This is a genomic window from Streptomyces sp. NPDC031111 (assembly GCF_055570675.1).
Window position 1 is genome coordinate 716542 of record NZ_JBVIGS010000002.1, and the last position, 15470, is coordinate 732011.

The 15470-nt window shown below is 73.3% G+C and carries 16 protein-coding genes; 13 read left to right on the top strand and 3 right to left on the bottom strand.

Annotated elements, in window-relative coordinates; genetic code table 11:
- Positions 1 to 35 precede the first annotated feature (35 nt).
- Together ACZ470_RS06955 and ppgK are read left to right on the top strand one after the other, a co-directional pair.
- Positions 36 to 1058 (top strand): 4-hydroxy-3-methylbut-2-enyl diphosphate reductase, encoded by a 1023-nt coding sequence (locus tag ACZ470_RS06955; RefSeq protein ID WP_468425212.1) that lies wholly within the window; start codon positions 36 to 38, stop codon positions 1056 to 1058.
- Between the two features lie 29 nt (positions 1059 to 1087).
- Positions 1088 to 1834 carry a polyphosphate--glucose phosphotransferase gene (gene ppgK, locus ACZ470_RS06960; protein WP_468425073.1) on the top strand — a complete coding sequence of 249 codons (747 nt, stop codon included), beginning with the start codon at positions 1088 to 1090 and terminating at the stop codon, positions 1832 to 1834.
- Between the two features lie 10 nt (positions 1835 to 1844).
- On the opposite strand, the gene ACZ470_RS06965 is transcribed toward ppgK, so the two are convergent.
- A complete protein-coding gene (locus ACZ470_RS06965; protein ID WP_468425074.1) occupies positions 1845 to 2432 on the bottom strand; it encodes a DUF6542 domain-containing protein in 588 nt (195 codons plus the stop codon).
- A 183-nt stretch (positions 2433 to 2615) separates the two neighbouring features.
- Here ACZ470_RS06965 and ychF point away from each other — a divergent pair, with 183 nt between their 5' ends.
- Positions 2616 to 3704: a redox-regulated ATPase YchF gene (ychF, locus tag ACZ470_RS06970; protein WP_468425076.1), complete on the top strand. Its 1089-nt coding sequence runs from the start codon at positions 2616 to 2618 to the stop codon at positions 3702 to 3704.
- Between the two features lie 106 nt (positions 3705 to 3810).
- Here the strand turns inward: ychF and ACZ470_RS06975 are convergent, their stop codons facing one another.
- A complete protein-coding gene (locus ACZ470_RS06975) occupies positions 3811 to 4320 on the bottom strand; it encodes a hypothetical protein (RefSeq protein WP_468425077.1) in 510 nt (169 codons plus the stop codon).
- A complete protein-coding gene (locus tag ACZ470_RS06980; protein ID WP_468425079.1) occupies positions 4302 to 5297 on the bottom strand; it encodes a nucleotidyltransferase family protein in 996 nt (331 codons plus the stop codon). Before ACZ470_RS06980 ends, ACZ470_RS06975 begins: the two co-directional genes overlap by 19 nt.
- Positions 5298 to 5638: 341 nt before the next feature.
- Here ACZ470_RS06980 and ACZ470_RS06985 point away from each other — a divergent pair, with 341 nt between their 5' ends.
- From ACZ470_RS06985 to ACZ470_RS07030, 10 genes are all read left to right on the top strand, one after another.
- The gene (locus ACZ470_RS06985) at positions 5639 to 6277 is read left to right on the top strand and encodes a cupin domain-containing protein (RefSeq protein ID WP_468425081.1); all 639 of its coding nucleotides are present in this window, start codon (positions 5639 to 5641) and stop codon (positions 6275 to 6277) included.
- A gap of 70 nt (positions 6278 to 6347) precedes the next feature.
- The gene (locus tag ACZ470_RS06990; RefSeq protein ID WP_468425082.1) at positions 6348 to 6590 is read left to right on the top strand and encodes an acyl carrier protein; all 243 of its coding nucleotides are present in this window, start codon (positions 6348 to 6350) and stop codon (positions 6588 to 6590) included.
- Positions 6591 to 6602: 12 nt separating this feature from the next.
- Positions 6603 to 8990, top strand: a complete 2388-nt coding sequence (locus ACZ470_RS06995; protein ID WP_468425083.1) for a beta-ketoacyl synthase N-terminal-like domain-containing protein — start codon at positions 6603 to 6605, stop codon at positions 8988 to 8990.
- On the top strand, positions 8983 to 10407 hold the full coding sequence (locus ACZ470_RS07000) for a class I adenylate-forming enzyme family protein (RefSeq protein WP_468425084.1): 1425 nt from the start codon (positions 8983 to 8985) through the stop codon (positions 10405 to 10407). The genes ACZ470_RS06995 and ACZ470_RS07000 overlap by 8 nt, the downstream gene beginning before the upstream one ends.
- A gap of 8 nt (positions 10408 to 10415) precedes the next feature.
- Positions 10416 to 10979 (top strand): phosphoribosyltransferase family protein, encoded by a 564-nt coding sequence (locus ACZ470_RS07005; protein WP_468425085.1) that lies wholly within the window; start codon positions 10416 to 10418, stop codon positions 10977 to 10979.
- A gap of 2 nt (positions 10980 to 10981) precedes the next feature.
- Positions 10982 to 11653: a dTMP kinase gene (locus ACZ470_RS07010; protein ID WP_468425086.1), complete on the top strand. Its 672-nt coding sequence runs from the start codon at positions 10982 to 10984 to the stop codon at positions 11651 to 11653.
- Complete coding sequence (locus ACZ470_RS07015; protein ID WP_468425088.1) at positions 11650 to 12210, top strand: orotate phosphoribosyltransferase; 561 nt, start codon at positions 11650 to 11652, stop codon at positions 12208 to 12210. Before ACZ470_RS07010 ends, ACZ470_RS07015 begins: the two co-directional genes overlap by 4 nt.
- Positions 12207 to 12893: an IMP cyclohydrolase gene (locus ACZ470_RS07020; protein ID WP_468425089.1), complete on the top strand. Its 687-nt coding sequence runs from the start codon at positions 12207 to 12209 to the stop codon at positions 12891 to 12893. The genes ACZ470_RS07015 and ACZ470_RS07020 overlap by 4 nt, the downstream gene beginning before the upstream one ends.
- Positions 12894 to 12984: 91 nt before the next feature.
- Positions 12985 to 14325 carry a nucleotidyltransferase family protein gene (locus tag ACZ470_RS07025; protein ID WP_468425091.1) on the top strand — a complete coding sequence of 447 codons (1341 nt, stop codon included), beginning with the start codon at positions 12985 to 12987 and terminating at the stop codon, positions 14323 to 14325.
- Entirely contained in the window at positions 14306 to 15331 is a 1026-nt protein-coding gene (locus tag ACZ470_RS07030) for a pyridoxal phosphate-dependent aminotransferase (protein WP_468425093.1), read from the top strand. Before ACZ470_RS07025 ends, ACZ470_RS07030 begins: the two co-directional genes overlap by 20 nt.
- Positions 15332 to 15470: the final 139 nt, after the last annotated feature.

Below are 15470 nucleotides of genomic sequence, written 5' to 3' on the forward strand. Positions count from 1 at the left end.
CGCACCGTGACCGCGCTCCCGTGCGCGGCCTTACGATGGGGCGCATGACTGCTTCGACTGGCCGCCGTGTCCTGCTCGCCGCCCCCCGTGGCTACTGCGCGGGTGTGGACCGCGCCGTGATCGCCGTCGAGAAGGCCCTGGAGCAGTACGGGGCCCCCGTCTACGTCCGGCACGAGATCGTGCACAACAAGTACGTCGTGCAGACCCTGGAGCGGAAGGGCGCGATCTTCGTCGAACGGACGGAGGAGGTCCCCCCGGGCAACATCGTCATGTTCTCCGCGCACGGTGTCGCCCCCGTCGTCCACGAGGAGGCCGCGCGGGGCCGGCTCGCCACCATCGACGCCACCTGCCCGCTGGTCACCAAGGTCCACAAGGAAGCCGTCCGGTTCGCCAATGACGACTACGACATCCTCCTGATCGGCCACGAGGGCCACGAGGAGGTCATCGGAACCTCCGGCGAGGCGCCCGACCACATCCAGCTCGTCGACGGCCCCGAGGACGTCGCCAAGGTCGAGGTCCGCGACCCGTCCAAGGTCGTCTGGCTCTCCCAGACCACGTTGAGCGTGGACGAGACCATGGAGACCGTCGACGCCCTCAAGGAGAAGTTCCCCCAGCTGATCTCGCCGCCCAGCGACGACATCTGCTACGCCACGCAGAACCGTCAGCTCGCGGTCAAGCAGATGGGCGCCGAGGCGGAGCTGGTGATCGTCGTCGGCTCCCGCAACTCCTCCAACTCCAAGCGGCTGGTCGAGGTCGCCAAGCTGGCCGGCGCCCGCGCCGCGTACCTGGTGGACTTCGCCGACGAGATCGACGAGGCCTGGCTGGAGGGCGTGAGCACGGTCGGCGTCACCTCGGGCGCCTCCGTGCCGGACGTGCTGGTCGAGCAGGTGCTCGAATGGCTGTCGGGGCGCGGTTTCGCGGACGTCGAGATCGTCAAGGCCGCCGAGGAGTCCATCACCTTCTCGCTGCCCAAGGAGCTCCGCCGCGATCTGCGCGAGGAGGCGGCGGCCCTGGCGGCCGGGCGCGGCGGCACCGGTGCGGAGGACTCGGCTCAGTGACTTTCCGTCGTACGTCGTAACGTAGGGCCATGCAGATCTTCGGTGTGGACATCGGCGGTTCCGGGATCAAGGGTGCCCCGGTCGACCTGGACAGGGGGGACCTGGCGCAGGAGCGCTGCAAGGTCCTCACCCCGCACCCGTCGACCCCGGACGCGGTGGCCGACGGCGTCAAGGAGGTCGTCGACCACTTCGGCTGGACCGGACCGGTCGGGGTCACCTTCCCGGGCGTCGTCACCGACGGCACCACGATCCGTACGGCGGCCAACGTCGACAAGAGCTGGATCGACACCGACGCGCGCGTGCTGCTCGGCGACCGCCTCGGCGGCCTGCCGGTGACGGTGGTGAACGACGCGGACGCGGCCGGTGTCGCCGAGATGCACTTCGGCGCCGGACGCCACCACAGGGGCACGGTGATCCTGCTGACCTTCGGCACCGGCATCGGCAGCGCCCTGTTCGTGGACGGCGTCCTCGTCCCCAACACCGAGCTGGGCCACCTGGAGCTGCACGGCCACGAAGCGGAGAAGCGGGCCTCCAGCAAGGCCAAGGAGGACCACGACCTGTCGTGGGAGGACTGGGCGCACCGGGTGCAGAAGTACCTGGCCCACGTGGAGATGCTGTTCTCGCCCGAGCTGTTCGTCATCGGCGGCGGCGTCAGCCGCAAGTCCCACAAGTTCCTGGACCGCATCGAGGGCATCAAGGCGGAGATCGTCCCGGCCCAGCTCCAGAACAACGCGGGCATCGTGGGGGCGGCGATGCGGGCGGCCACCGGCGTCTGAGCCCGGTGGCTCAGTGGCCGGGGCGCTCGCGGGCGACGCGCCGGTTGATCCCGCGGACCCTGCGCACCCTGCGGACGATCACGATCAGACCGGCGATCAGCGTCCCGCCGTAGAGCCACCCGGCCTGTGCGGCGAGGCCGGTCACCATCCCCATCAGCCGGTCGAGGACGTCGCCGCCTCCCTCGTCGGCGACGGGGACCAGTCCCAGGGCGAAGCCGTTCGGCACGACGACGGGCGCGATGAGCAGGTCGCCCTCGCGCACCCACAGCGCGGTCAGCACGCACACCGGCAGGAAGAGCACGCCGTACACGGTCTGGGACGCCCCGAACAGCGCCTCGGTCAGCAGCCCGAGCAGCAGCATCACCAGGCCGCAGAACAGGCCCGAGCCGAGACCGGTGAGCCGCGGATTGGGCAGCCGCCGGGCCGCGGGCGGCACAGGAGCGGGCCGGCGCTGCGGCACGCGGGCGGGCCGGGCCGCCCGCGCGACCCCTCCCCCCGCCGCCCGTCCCGCCTGCGGCGGCAGCGGCGGCCGGGCCGGCCTCTCACGTCGCGGTGCGTACCGTCCGTGCTGCGTGGGTCGCGTCCTGTGTTGCTCCACCGGACCAACTTAGGTCGTTTAATGTGCCGAACGGCCCGTCAGACACGCCGGGGGCCGAAGCCTGGCCAGACGTTCGATACGTCGCCGGGGCGCGGGCGGGCACGCCGTAGACTGGTGGATCGGCCCACGCAGCCCAGTCGGCCGGTCCTCGTCCCCTCATCCTCACGTACGGGAAGTCGCAACGTGTCGCTCACGATCGGAATCGTCGGTCTGCCGAATGTCGGCAAGTCGACCCTGTTCAACGCCCTGACCAAGAACGACGTGCTGGCGGCCAACTACCCGTTCGCCACGATCGAGCCGAACGTCGGCGTCGTCGGCGTCCCCGACCCCCGGCTGACCAAGCTGGCGGAGATCTTCGGCTCCCAGCGCGTCCTCCCGGCCACCGTCGACTTCGTCGACATCGCGGGCATCGTCCGCGGCGCGTCGGAGGGCGAGGGCCTGGGCAACAAGTTCCTCGCGAACATCCGCGAGTCCGACGCGATCTGCCAGGTCATCCGCGCCTTCAAGGACGAGAACGTCGTGCACGTCGACGGCAAGGTCTCGCCGAAGGACGACATCGAGACGATCAACACCGAGCTGATCCTCGCCGACCTCCAGACCATCGAGAAGGTCCTTCCCCGCCTCCAGAAGGAGTCGCGGATCAAGAAGGACATCGCGCCCAAGGTCAAGGCGGTCGAGGAGGCCAAGGAGATCCTGGAGAAGGGCGACACGCTCTTCGCGCACGGCATCGTCCAGGGCACCGAGCGCAACGAGCTCCTGCACGACCTGCACCTCCTCACCACCAAGCCCTTCCTCTACGTCTTCAACGTCGACGAGGACGAGCTGATCGACGAGGACTTCAAGAACGAGCAGCGGGCCCTGGTCGCCCCCGCCGAGGCGATCTTCCTCAACGCCAAGCTGGAGGCGGACCTCGCCGAGCTGGACGAGGACGAGGCCCTCGAGCTCCTCCAGTCCGTCGGCCAGGACGAGCCCGGCCTCGCCACCCTCGCCCACGTCGGCTTCCGCACCCTCGGCCTGCAGACCTACCTCACGGCCGGCCCCAAGGAATCCCGCGCCTGGACCATCAAGAAGGGCGCCACCGCCCCCGAGGCCGCCGGAGTCATCCACACCGACTTCCAGAAGGGCTTCATCAAGGCGGAGGTCATCTCCTTCGAGGACCTGGTCGAAACCGGCTCGGTCACGGAGGCCCGCGCCAAGGGCAAGGCCCGCATGGAGGGCAAGGACTACGTCATGCAGGACGGCGACGTGGTGGAGTTCCGCTTCAACGTGTAGCGGCTGACGCGTCACCACGTCGCTGATCGTTCGACGTGCGGCGCGGATCTGCGGCGCCGGGCTCCGGAGAGGTCGGGCCGGCCGGGGCCGGTCGGGTTCCGTTGGGTCAGAGGCCGTCCTGGCGCCAGTGGGCCTCGGGGAGGGAGCGTTCCCGGCGCCATTGGATCAGGGTGGCCGAGATGCGCAGTGCCTGACGGGCGCCGGCCGGTGTCCGGGTCACGGGGACGTCGAAGGGGAGGTCGGCGCGGAGTGCGGCGTCGTGGTGGGCGACCGTCGCCATGCTCGTACGGGCCTCCTGCTCGCCCGCGTCCGTCGACCAGGGCAGGTCCCGCAGGGCGACCGCCGCGGGTTCCGTGCCGGTGGCCAGCGCGTACTGGAACTCCATGTCGTCCAGCGGGCCGTCGAGCCCGCGGGCCAGTCGGCGGCAGAGCAGGATCGCCCGCAGCGCCATCGCGCAGGACTCGACGCACACCTCCCAGTCCTCCTCGAGGCGGGCCGCCTCCATGTCGTCCAGCGCGGCCTGCACCGACAGGGCGTACTGCCATGCCGCCGCCGCCCCGTGGGACGTGACCCAGGTGACGTCCAGGCCGTCCCGGGTCACTTCTCCGTGATCCATGCTCCGAACACCTTCCGCAGCGCATCGTCCTCTACAACCAGGTCGAGTTCGGCGCGTCCCACGGCGTCGAGCAGCCGTGCCGCGCCCAGTTCACCGGCCCCCTCCGCGGCGGGAGCCTCGGTGGCCACCGTGTCGGAGAGCAGCCGGTCGTGCCGGTTCACCAGCCAGGACCGGCCGGCGAGGGACACCGGCGCGCTGCCCCGCGCGGGCCGTACGGCGGCCACGGCGAGCGGGTCGAACTCCGGCAGACCGGCCGTCGCCAGGTCCGCGCGCAGGCGTGCCCCGTCGTCGACCGGGGCGGCCGGCAGGCCAAGACGCCGGGCCCGTGCGGGCAGCCACTTGTCGCCGGTCGTCACGTCCCCCGCCAGCCTGCACCGCAGTTCGAGGAGTTGCCGCCCCGCCTGCCGCCACAGATGACGGCGCGTGTCGTCGGGGAGGCCGGCCCGTTCCGCGAGGTCCGCCATGCACGCCAGCCCGGCCAGGCGGCCGAAGGTGACGCGGGCCAGCATCGCCCGCACCCGCGCGGACTGCGCCGCGTCGTACAGGGGCGGGGCCGCCGGGTCCAGCCCGGTGGCGTGGAACCAGCGGGCGGCCCGGCGCTGTTCGCTGCGGCCGAGCGGCCGGCACAGCGCCACGTCCCCGGCGGCGAAGCGGAGCACGGGGACGTCCCCGGGGCCCTGCGCCAGTTCGGCCGGGGCGCTCGCCGGGAAGTGCTCGATGTCGACCGGCACCCCGTCGAGACGGTTCAGCTTGGGGCCCCTGTGCCGCTTGACGGCCTCGTCCACGACATGGATGTCCACATCGCTCGACCGGTTGCCCAGCCCGCCGGCCAGCGAGCCGACCAGATAGGCCCGTCCGCCGCCCAGTTCCGGCGCGACCAGTTCCGCCACCGCGCCCGGCGAAAGGCCCACCGTCGCGAGTGCCTCGTCGATTCGGACGCGCCATGGCGCCGCCCCGGACTTTTCGAACCCTTGCATCGCCCTCATTGCTCCGAATTCTCGTCCGAGCCGCCGACCCCCGCCGGGGACGGGTTGAAGTCCGCCGGATAGTAGCGCAGCGGTCGTTGCTCGATTGTGATGAGTGTCACGGAGCCGGCGGGTGGATCGGGATTTATTCAGGAAGGCTGTGGAAAAAGGGAGTGGTCACGCCCCAGGGGAAAAGAGAAGTCGCCGGTGGGCGGGGAGTTGAACGCCGGGTTGAACGCCCCTTGCGGGGGTCCCGCCCCTGTGATCTTCTGTCTGGCGATTCTGCTGGCCGGTAGTGCGAGAGTGTCGAGAGGCGGTGGATTGTTATTCAGTGGCGAGACTTTGTGCGATCCATGGAGAATGAGGTCGACTGGAACTCCAAGCGGTATGCGGAGTCGCAGGCGCCGATCGTGGAAGAGATCCTCAAAACCGCTTCCGACCACCGGCACATCCTCGAGGAAAGAACCGAGGAGATCATCGCGAACGAGGATCTGTTCCGGTCGCTCGCGCCGCATATGAACTATCCGCGCATCCTCATGGACAAATTCGTCCTGCACATCGACGAATCGGACCGATTCCGGGTGCGGATGCACCGTTTCAAGTCGAAGAACCAGAACGGTGGCGCCCTGGAGAAGGTGCACTCCCACAAGTGGGACTGCAGCACCGTCCTCATGAGCGGCACGTACACGGAGCGCCAGTTCGAGATCACCGACGTGGACGAGGAGCGGCGGACCTGCCGGGTCGTACCGCTGCTGGAACACACCCTGGAGGCGGGTCAGATGAACTCGCTGCCCGTGGGCCGGGCGCACCAGGTGATCAACCCCAGCGACGACGAGGCGTGCATCACGCTGTTCGTCCGGGGCCCCTCGCGTCAGCCGCACGCCCGGATCTACGAGCCCGAGGGCGGCACGTTCTACGACACCTTCGGGCCCGACCGGCAGACCAAGCTCGGGCTGCGCCACATCGGGCGCGTCGACCCCGACTTCCACTGACCGCGCACGTGACCGCGCACGCGTGGGACCGTCCCGGCCGTCTTCTGGATCCTCTGGAGTCATTGGTGTGATGACCGATTCTGTCTTCCCCGCTGTGTGCGAACTGATCCACCGGCACAGCGCCGAGCTGGCCGGCCGCGAACTGGACCCGGACGAGAAGATCGCCGACCTGGGGATCGACTCCCTGGAACGGCTCTCCCTCGTGGTGGACATCGAGAACCGCTTCGACCTGATGATCGACGACGCGGATCTGACCGATGTGCACACCGTCGGCGAGCTGGCCGGCCTCGTCCGCCTCCAGAGCGCGAAGTGAGGCGGTAGCGGCATGGCGCACGTTGTGGTCACGGGCATGGGCTGCGTCTCGCCGTTCGGCGACGGGGTCGACGCCTTCGTGGCGGGCCTGCGGACCGGCCGGGCCGCTGAGCCGCCCCGGGGCTTCGACGTGGCCGGCTACCGGATCAAGGGCGTCCACCACGCCCCGGCCGCCGACCCCGGCAGCCGTGAACTCCCGCTGGAACTGGCGGAGTCCGCCCTGTCGGAGGCGTTTCGCCAGGCGGGCGTGGCGCGGGGCGAGCAGCGGAGCTGCGGGCTGGCCCTGGCCTCGACCAGCGCCGGCTGGCACCTGCCGAACGAGACGCTGGACCCGGCGCGCCCCCCGCTGCCGCGGGACGCGGACGTGACGGCGCTGCTGAAGGAGGGCCCCGGACTCGTGCTCGCCGAGCGCTGGGGACTCGACGGCCCGCACTGCACCGTCTCCTCGGCCTGCGCCTCCTCCACCGGCGCCCTGGCCTGGGCGACCGAGCGCGTCCGCGACGGTCAGGCGCCGATGATGGCGGTCGGCGCCGTCGACGTCCTCACGGAGGTCGTCTTCGCCGGCTTCCACTCGATGCGCCTGCTCACCCCCGGGGAGACGCGGCCGTTCACCGCGGGGCGCTCCGGGTTCGTCCTCGCCGAGGGTGCGGCCTTCCTGGTTCTGGAGGACGCGGAGCACGCCCGACGGCGTGGCGCCCGCCCGCTGGCCTCGGTGACCGGCTGGGGCGGCAGCAGCGACGCCGCGCACATCACCACACCGACCGGCGAGGGCATCGCCCGCTCGCTGCGGGACGTGCTCGCGGACAGTGGCCGCGAGCCCGCCGAGGTGCGGGTCTACCACGCGCACGGCACCGCGTCCGCCGCGAGCGACACCGCCGAGGCGGAGGCCGTCACCGAGGTGCTGGCACCCGGGGACGGGACCCTGCGGGTCACGGCGACCAAGAGCGCCGTCGGCCACACCGAGGGCGCGGCGGGCCTGTTCACGGCCGTCGCCGCCGTCGCCGCGATCGGTCTGCGCCGCCTCCCTCCCGTCCTGGGCGCCGGCGACACCCAACCGGCCACGCCGGGGCTGCCGTTGCACACGGACCCGGCGGAGGACGTCCCGGCCTCGCCCGCCCTGGTGCACGCCTCGGGTTTCGGCGGCGCCAACTGCACGGTGCTCCTCGACGCACCGGACACGGCGGCCCCCGTACGGCACCGCCACACGCGCCCGGTGACCGTCCGGCTCGCTGTACGAGCCGACGCCAACGACGGCGTACGACTGATCCCGTTCGACCGGTCCGTCGGCGAGACGGAGACCGTCGCGGACGCGGTGCCGGGGGCTGGCGCGGACGTCGTGCCGGGGGTCGGCGTGGATGTGGTGCCGGAGGCCGGCGTGGATGTGGTGCCGGAGGCCGGTGCGGACGCGGAGCCGGAGGCCGGTGCGGATGTCGTGCCGGGGACCGGCGCGGATGTCGTACCGGAGGCTGGCGCGGACGCGGTACCGGTGGCCGGTGCGGATGTCGTACCGGAGACCGGCGCGGACGCGGTGCCGGACTCCGGCGCGGACGTCGCACCGGACTCCGGCGCGCACATCGCCGCCCCGGACGCCGCCCGCTCCGGCCGGGTCTCGCGGCTGCTCAGCCGGGCGGTCGGCGCGGCGCTGGACGCGGTGGGACCGCGGCGGTCGGCCGTCGTGCGCGAGGGCGGGCTGCTGACCGGCACGGCCTTCGGCGTTCAGGAGCACCACGCCCGGATGCACGGGGCGATCCGCGGCCGGGGCGGGCGCTCCGTGGACCCCCTGGACTTCGCGCGCTCCACGTTCAACGTCCCCGTCGCCGAGTGCGCGGCCGCGCACCGGGTGCGGGGCCGCACCGAGACCCATGTCGGCCCGACGGCCGGCGCCGAGGCGCTGGTCTCCGCCGTCGGCCTGGTCGCCGGCGGGCGTCACCCCGCGCTGCTGGTCGCCGGGTACGACGCGCCGGAGAACCGGCTGTGGCAGGTGGAGGGCGACGCCCCGGTCCCCGCCCGTGCCACCGTCCTGCTGGTGGAGGCGGCCGAGGACGGTCCCGGAGCCGTACGGGTGACCGGCCACCGCCGGATCGCGCCGACGTCCCGCGCCCTGACCGCGCCGGCCGTGCTGCGCGTCGTCGAGGAACTGGACGGCGACGACCCGGCCGAGGAGGTGTGGGCCGACCTCGCGGGCCTGCCCGCCCCGGAGCGGGCCGCCGTCCACGAGGCGCTGCGCGACCGCCGGCACCGGCTGGTGAGCGCCGACGCGGGCGCCGCCGCCGTCCTGGACGCCCATGTCGCGGCCCTCACCCGGCTCGCCGACGGTGGTCCGCGAAGCCTCACCGTCCTGTCCACCGCCGCCCACGCCCCCGGTGCGGCGGTCCGGTACGAGCGGGGTGGCCGTGACTGACATCTTCGTGGAGCACCTGCTGAGGCATGCGGGGGCGCGGGGCGGCGCACTCGCCGTCGCCGACCCGGGCCGGGCCCTCACCTGGCGCGAGCTGGCCGAGGCCGTACGCGACCGCGCCGCCGCCCTCCCCGGTGCCCGGGACGTCACGGTGCCGGTGGCGGTGCTGCACCGGCGCGGCGACGTGCGGTGGCTCGTCGACTTCCTGGCGCTGCGGCACAACGGGTTCACCGTCGTGTGCTTCCCCGGCGCCATCCCCGGCACGTCCGTCGAACGGCAGGCCGCCGGATACGCGGCGACGGTGCTCGTCACGGACGACGGCTGCACCGTGCACCCGCGTGAGGCGCGGGGCGAGCCCTGGTGGCGGCGGACCACGCTGGTCCATCTGACGTCCGGCACGACCGGCACGGCCTCCGGTGTGCCCCGGGGCGAGGAGAACCTGCTGCACGAGGCGGAGTCGGTGGCCGAAGGGCTCGAACTGACCCCCGAGACCCCCCTGTTGTGCGGGACGCCGACCGCGCACAGCTTCGCGGGCGGGCTCTTCCTGTCCGCGCTGGTGACCGGCGCGCCCACGCTCGTCCTGCCCGCGTTCGACGTCGCGGAGGCGGCGGAGCTGGCGGCGCGGCACCGGCCGCACGTGCTGTGCGGCACGCCGTACGTCTTCCGCGCGCTGCTGCGCACGGCGCGCTCCCGGCGGGACGTCCTGTCGGACATCCGGGTGCCGCTGACCGGCGGCGCGCCCCTGCACGCCGAACTCGCCGACGCCTGGCGGGCCGTGACAGGTGTGCCGCTGGTGCAGGAGTACGGGCTGTCGGAGGGCGGCATCGCCACGGCCAACCTGTCGCACGCCGCCGAGCGTCCCACCGCGGTGGGACGGCCGCTGCCCGGTGTCGAGGTCGTCGTGGTGCGGGGCGACGGGACGCCCGTACCGGCGGGCACCGAGGGGCACGTGTGCGTCCGGCGCAAGGACTGCCCCGACCGCTACCTCACCCCGGACGGGGACCTGGTGCCGATCGGCGGACGGGTGCCCGGCGGGGACGGCACCGTCGACACCGGCGACCTCGGCCGGCTCGACGAGGACGGGCTGCTGCACCTCACCGGCAGGGTGAAGTCCCTGATCAACGTGGCCGGCACCAAGGTGTCCCCGCGCAGCGTGGAGAGCGCGCTCATGGAACACCCGGGCGTCCACGACGCGGTGGTCGTCGGTGTCCCCGACGACGAGCACGGGGAGCGGGTCGCGGCCGTGGTCGAGGCCGACCCGGCGGAGGTCACCCCGGCGAGCCTGGGCGCCCACATGCGGCAACGGGTGAGCGCGCCCCTGGTGCCCCGGCTGTGGCGCGTGCTGCCCCGGCTGCCGCGTACCGCCTCGGGCAAGCCGAACGTACGGAAGATCCGCTCAACCATCGACGAAGGGCGCTGACCTCCCCGATGCTTCAGGACGTCTACCGCAATGCCGGTGTCGTGGACACCGGCCGGTATCTCACCACCGTGAACGAGCTGTGCGACCAGCTGCCCGCGCTGCGGCCGGAGCTGCTGTGGTACGTGACCTCGCACCTGCGCACCAGGCTGGACCTCGGCTCCGTCGACAAGATCCTGGTGGAGGAGGAGAAGGGCACCCCCATCGCCACGGCCGTCTCCCTGACGACGGGCATCCCCCTCGCGATGGCCCGCCGCTACCCGTACGACTTCCCCGGCACGCCCTACGCCTTCGCCAGCGAGTACGAGCGCGGCGCCCTCTACGTCAACGGGATCGAGCCCGGCGACCAGGTGTGCATCGTGGACGACACGCTGTCCACCGGCGGCACGGTCGAGGCGCTGGTCAACGCGGTGCGGGAGCGGGGGGCGAAGGTGACGCAGGTCGCCGTCGTCGTGGAGAAGCCCGGCAACGGCGGCCGCGCCCGGCTGGAGGACGGCCTCGGGGTGCCCGTCTGTTCGCTGCTGTCCATCGAGGTCGACACCGACGGCGTACGTGTCCTGGAAGGGATCGGCTGATCATGAGCGCTGAGCAGCACCGGCCCGTGGTGCCGGGTCTCCCCACCCTGCGTGAGCTGCCGACCCCCGGCTTCCTGCTGGTCATCGAGGGCACCGACGGCGCCGGCAAGAGCACCCTGCTCACGCAGGTGTCCGAGCGCCTGCGGGCGGCCGGCCGCGACGTCCTGACGACGTTCCAGCCGACCCCGGCGGTCCGCGCGCACGACGCGTTCAAGGGGCTGTCGGAGACCGGCGGCGACCTCGACGACCACTACCGCGCCCTGTATCTGCTGACCCTCGGCGACCGGCTGCACCACGCCCAGGCGGTGATCCTGCCGCACCTGCGACAGGGCGGCACGGTGGTCTGCGACCGGTACGTGTACACGACGATGGCCAACATCGTCGCCCGCGGCCAGGAGTTCGAGGGCTGGTTCACCGAGGCGGCCGGGTATCTGCCGCGCCCCGACCTCGGCGTGCTCGTGCACTGCCCGGTGGAGCACGCCATCGCCCGTATCCGCACCCGTCCCGAGGAAGCCGAACGGCCCATCGACACCGTCCACATGAAGAAGGTGTACGAGGCGTTCCGCGGTCTGGAGGCCGCCGGGCACCTGCGCGGCATCGACACCTCGCGCACCGGCATCGAGGAGACGGCGGAGACCGTGCTGCGGTGGGTCGGCGAGCGGACCGCGTCGTGAGCACCGCGGCGCCCGAGGGGCTGGCGGCGGCCGTCATGGCGCTGCGCCCCTTCGTGGACGGCCGGCGCGAGAACGGTGAACCGCTGGCCGACTACTTCGACGGGCACCGGGTGCTGGGCGACCCGGCGGTGCTGTCCGCGCTGGCCGACGCCCTGGCCGAGCGGATCGAGGGCCTGGACGTGGACTGCGTGGCGGGGGAGGCCGTCGCCGGCAGTTCGCTGGCCACCGCCGTGTCCCTCGCCCTGCACCGCAGGGGCGGGGGCGTGCCCGCGCGGGCGCTGCGCCGTGAGCCGAAGAACCGGGGCGTGCCGGGCGTGCTGAGCGCCCACGTCCCGCAGGGCAGCCGCTTCGCGCTGGTCGACGACGTCGCGGGCACCGGGGCCTGCCTGGAACGCGGCGTGCGCCGGCTGCGCGAGTTGCGGCACGAGATCGTGGGCGCTTGGGTGATCGTCGACCGCCAGGACGGCGCGGCCGCACGCCTCGAAGGACTCGGTGTGCGGCTCTCCGCCCTGTTCACCCTGAACGACTTCAGCACAGCGAGGACGCCCCTTCCATGACCGAACTGTCGACGCATCTCTCCGGCAACCGCTATCCCGGCCGGGGGGTGCTGTACGCCCGTGTCCGCTCCGGCGCCCACGTCGTCGCGTACTTCCTCACCGGGCGCAGCCCCGCCTCGCGTGAGCGCACCCTGCACATCGCCGGTGACGACCTCGTCGTCGCCCCGGCCGCCGCGACCGGCCACGACCCGCTGCGGCACTACACGGCCGCCGAGAACGCCGGTGACTGGCTCGTCGTCGGCAACGGCGAGCAGGTCACCCAGGTCGCCGACCGGGTGCGGACCGGAGCCCCGGCCCAACTCGCCCTCGGCGACCTGGAGTACGAGCCGGACCCGCCGATCCACACCTCCCGGATCACCGCCCTGGTGAGCCGGGACGGCGGGCGCGTCGGCGTGCTGGGCGCGGCCCGCCGCAGCCGGGGCGGCCGTCGGGAGGCCGCGGACGTGATGACGCTGACCGTGCGCGACCTCGCGCCCGGCGACGCGGTGCTGCTGACCACGTACGACTCCGACGGCGACAGCGTCGCGACGGCCGCCCCGTACGTGGAGTGCGCGGTCGCCGCGGAGCACCCCGACGGCCTGCTCGACGAGATCTGGGCCGCCCTGAACCCGAAACTGCGGATCGCCGCCGCCGTGCTGGACCCCGCCGAGGGACCGGCCGGCGCGCTGCTCCGCGCCGACTGACAGCTGTACCAGGCCACGTGTGGGTGGGACAGCGCCGACCCGAGAGGTTCCCGTGAACGTACTGCGTGCCCGTCCCCCGGCGGGGGACCGTGTGAGAGAGCTGCTCAGCCTGTGCAGCCTTCAGCCGCGCCACACCGTGGAGCAGAGCATCGCGGCCGTCCAGTTCGTCGGGGCGGACGAGGCCGCCGACATCCTGGGGCGCCAGCGCTGCCGCAGCCTGGTGGTGTCCCGGCTCACGCCGTACCGCGACCACGCCGCCGTGGCACGGGTCCTCGCGCTGCTCGAACCCCGGGCCGCCCGGATCCGGCGCATGCACGCGGTGCTGGAGGACAACCTGGCGCGCGTCGACGCCCTGGCCGCGAAGCACGGCGTGACCGTGCTGGCCTTCAAGGGGCTCGGCGCGCGCGAGGCCTACGCCGAGCCACAGTTCCGGGACTTCGGCGACCTCGACCTGTACGTGGCCGACCGGGCCCAGGCGGCGGTGCTCGCCGGGGCGCTGCGCGAGGAGGACGGCTACACGGTCAACCCGGGCGAGGTGCCCTGGCTGAAGTACGACGCCCGGGCCCGGCTCCTGTACGGGCAGATCAACCTGCTCGCGCCCGCCGGCGCGGACGACCTCATCAACGTGGACGTGCACTTCGGCGACTACTCGGTGCGGCACAGCTCCCGGCTGGGCCTGGACCGCTCCCTGTCCTTCCCGGACGGCGCGGGGCTGCACACGATGGACATCGAGCACACCCTCGCCAGCGGCGTGAACAACGCCGCCGGCGACCACTTCGTGACCGTCAAGGACACCAACGACCTGCTGTGCGCGCTGTCCCTGGAGCGGTTCGACCGGACCGTGTTCCGCGGTCTGCTGGAGGGTGCCGGGCTGACGCATTTCTTCGGCTTCGTGGTGGAGAAGCTGCGGGCCTGCTCGATCCTGACGCCCCGGCAGGAGGAGGCCCTGAGCGCCGCCTGGGCGCCGACGTCCGGCCTGGAGCCGGCGCCCCGGCTGGACCGCCCCGACTGGGGGCGCCGCTGCTGGGCCACCACCGTGCACGCCTTCGCGGCCGCCCGCCCGCGCGGGCTGGGTCCGGCGGTGCGCACCGCGGTGGACGCCTACCGCTACTACCGGGAGCCGCTGCGGCTCGCCGTGGACACGGACCCCGGGGCGGTCGAGCCGCTGGAGCGGTTCGACATGGCGACGTGCGTACGGCTGGTGCCGCTCGGCCTGGCCCGCGAACTGCCGGGCGGCCGGCACCTGGACGCCCGCCCCGGGCCGCACGTCCTGCGCCGCACCGCGCTGCGGACCGACCGGGGCGTGGTCCGCCGGGACACGGAGGCGGGCACCTTCATCGACCTGGACGGTGAGCCGTTCGTGGCGACCGTGTCGTACCGGATACCGGGCGCCATGCTCGGCGGGACGCGCGATGACCGGCGCGGCGACTGATCTGACCGGGCCCCAGCGCCCCTGGCCGGAGCGGCTGGTGGAGCGGTTCGCCGCCGCCCAGGAGGCCGCCGTGCGCAGCAGGGGTTCCTGGGGTCCGCCCGCGCCGGGAGGGGACCGGCGGCTTCTGGACCGGCTGTGCGGCGACCTCGGCGCACCGGAGGGCCGGACCTCGGTCACCGCCGGGGTGCGGGCCTTCGCCGGGGCGTGGGCCGGGGAGACGCGGCGGGTGCTGGTCGAGCGCCCGGGTTTCGCCCCGCTGCCCGGACTCCTCGGCGCGGCCGGGACGCGGGTGCGGCAGTTGCCGTGGCACGAACTGGCGGCGGAGGCGCGGGCGCCGGACGAGCCCGCCACGCTGTGGGTGACGAGTCCGGGCCGCAACCCGGACGGGCGCACCCTGTCGGCGGCGGACGCGAAGGAGCTGTCCCGGTGCGCCGGGCGGGGCCACCACGTCATGGTGAACCGGGTGTACCGGTGGTTCTCCGGGCCGGGCCCGGAGGTGCCGGGCGGCTGGTCGGTGCACTCGCTGAGCAAGCTGGCCGGCGGCGGTGCCCGGCTGGGCTGGGTGGTCGGCCCGGAGGGCGCCGCGCATCCGCCGCGGGTCCGGCTGACCGGTCCGGCCACGGTGTGGCAGCGGACCTGGGCGGAGTTCCTGACGCCGCGCACCCTGGACGCGCTGGTCCGGGAGTGCGCGGAGCCGACGGTCGAGGCCCGGCGGGTGTTCGTCGCCTCGGTGCGCTCCGCGCTGGGCTGGTACGAGCGGGACGAGGTGGGCGGTGTCGCGGTGCTGCTGGGGGTGCGCGGGCTCGACGAGGACGCGGCTCTCGCGCTGTTCGCGGAGCACGGCGCCCGGGTCTCGCCGGGCAGCGCCTTCGGGGCACCCCGCCCCGCGGTGCGGCTGGCGTTCTCCGGGGTGACCGCCCGGCAGGCCGCGGACACGGCCGGGCTGGTGGCCCGTCTGGTGACCGCCCCGGCGACGCGGGGCTGCCTCGCGCCGTTCCGGCCGTGAGGCCGTCGGCACGGGCGGGACCCGTGGCCGTACGGCATGTTCTGTTCAAGTCGAGTCTTGACAGGGGTAGTTGATCTGCGGTGGGATTTGGTCTATACCAATGCCGCTCCAAGATCCTCCCGACCGACCGTCGACCTCC

Coding starts and splice junctions, on each gene's coding strand:
- ACZ470_RS06990 (WP_468425082.1), top strand. CDS start 6,348: ATGACCGATTCTGTCTTCCCCGCTGTGTGCGAACTGATCCACCGGCAC.
- ACZ470_RS06975 (WP_468425077.1), bottom strand. CDS start 4,320: ATGGATCACGGAGAAGTGACCCGGGACGGCCTGGACGTCACCTGGGTC.
- ACZ470_RS07020 (WP_468425089.1), top strand. CDS start 12,207: ATGACCGAACTGTCGACGCATCTCTCCGGCAACCGCTATCCCGGCCGG.
- ACZ470_RS06995 (WP_468425083.1), top strand. CDS start 6,603: ATGGCGCACGTTGTGGTCACGGGCATGGGCTGCGTCTCGCCGTTCGGC.
- ppgK (WP_468425073.1), top strand. CDS start 1,088: ATGCAGATCTTCGGTGTGGACATCGGCGGTTCCGGGATCAAGGGTGCC.
- ACZ470_RS07005 (WP_468425085.1), top strand. CDS start 10,416: ATGCTTCAGGACGTCTACCGCAATGCCGGTGTCGTGGACACCGGCCGG.
- ACZ470_RS07010 (WP_468425086.1), top strand. CDS start 10,982: ATGAGCGCTGAGCAGCACCGGCCCGTGGTGCCGGGTCTCCCCACCCTG.
- ACZ470_RS06955 (WP_468425212.1), top strand. CDS start 36: ATGGGGCGCATGACTGCTTCGACTGGCCGCCGTGTCCTGCTCGCCGCC.
- ACZ470_RS07030 (WP_468425093.1), top strand. CDS start 14,306: ATGACCGGCGCGGCGACTGATCTGACCGGGCCCCAGCGCCCCTGGCCG.
- ACZ470_RS06980 (WP_468425079.1), bottom strand. CDS start 5,297: ATGCAAGGGTTCGAAAAGTCCGGGGCGGCGCCATGGCGCGTCCGAATC.
- ACZ470_RS06985 (WP_468425081.1), top strand. CDS start 5,639: ATGGAGAATGAGGTCGACTGGAACTCCAAGCGGTATGCGGAGTCGCAG.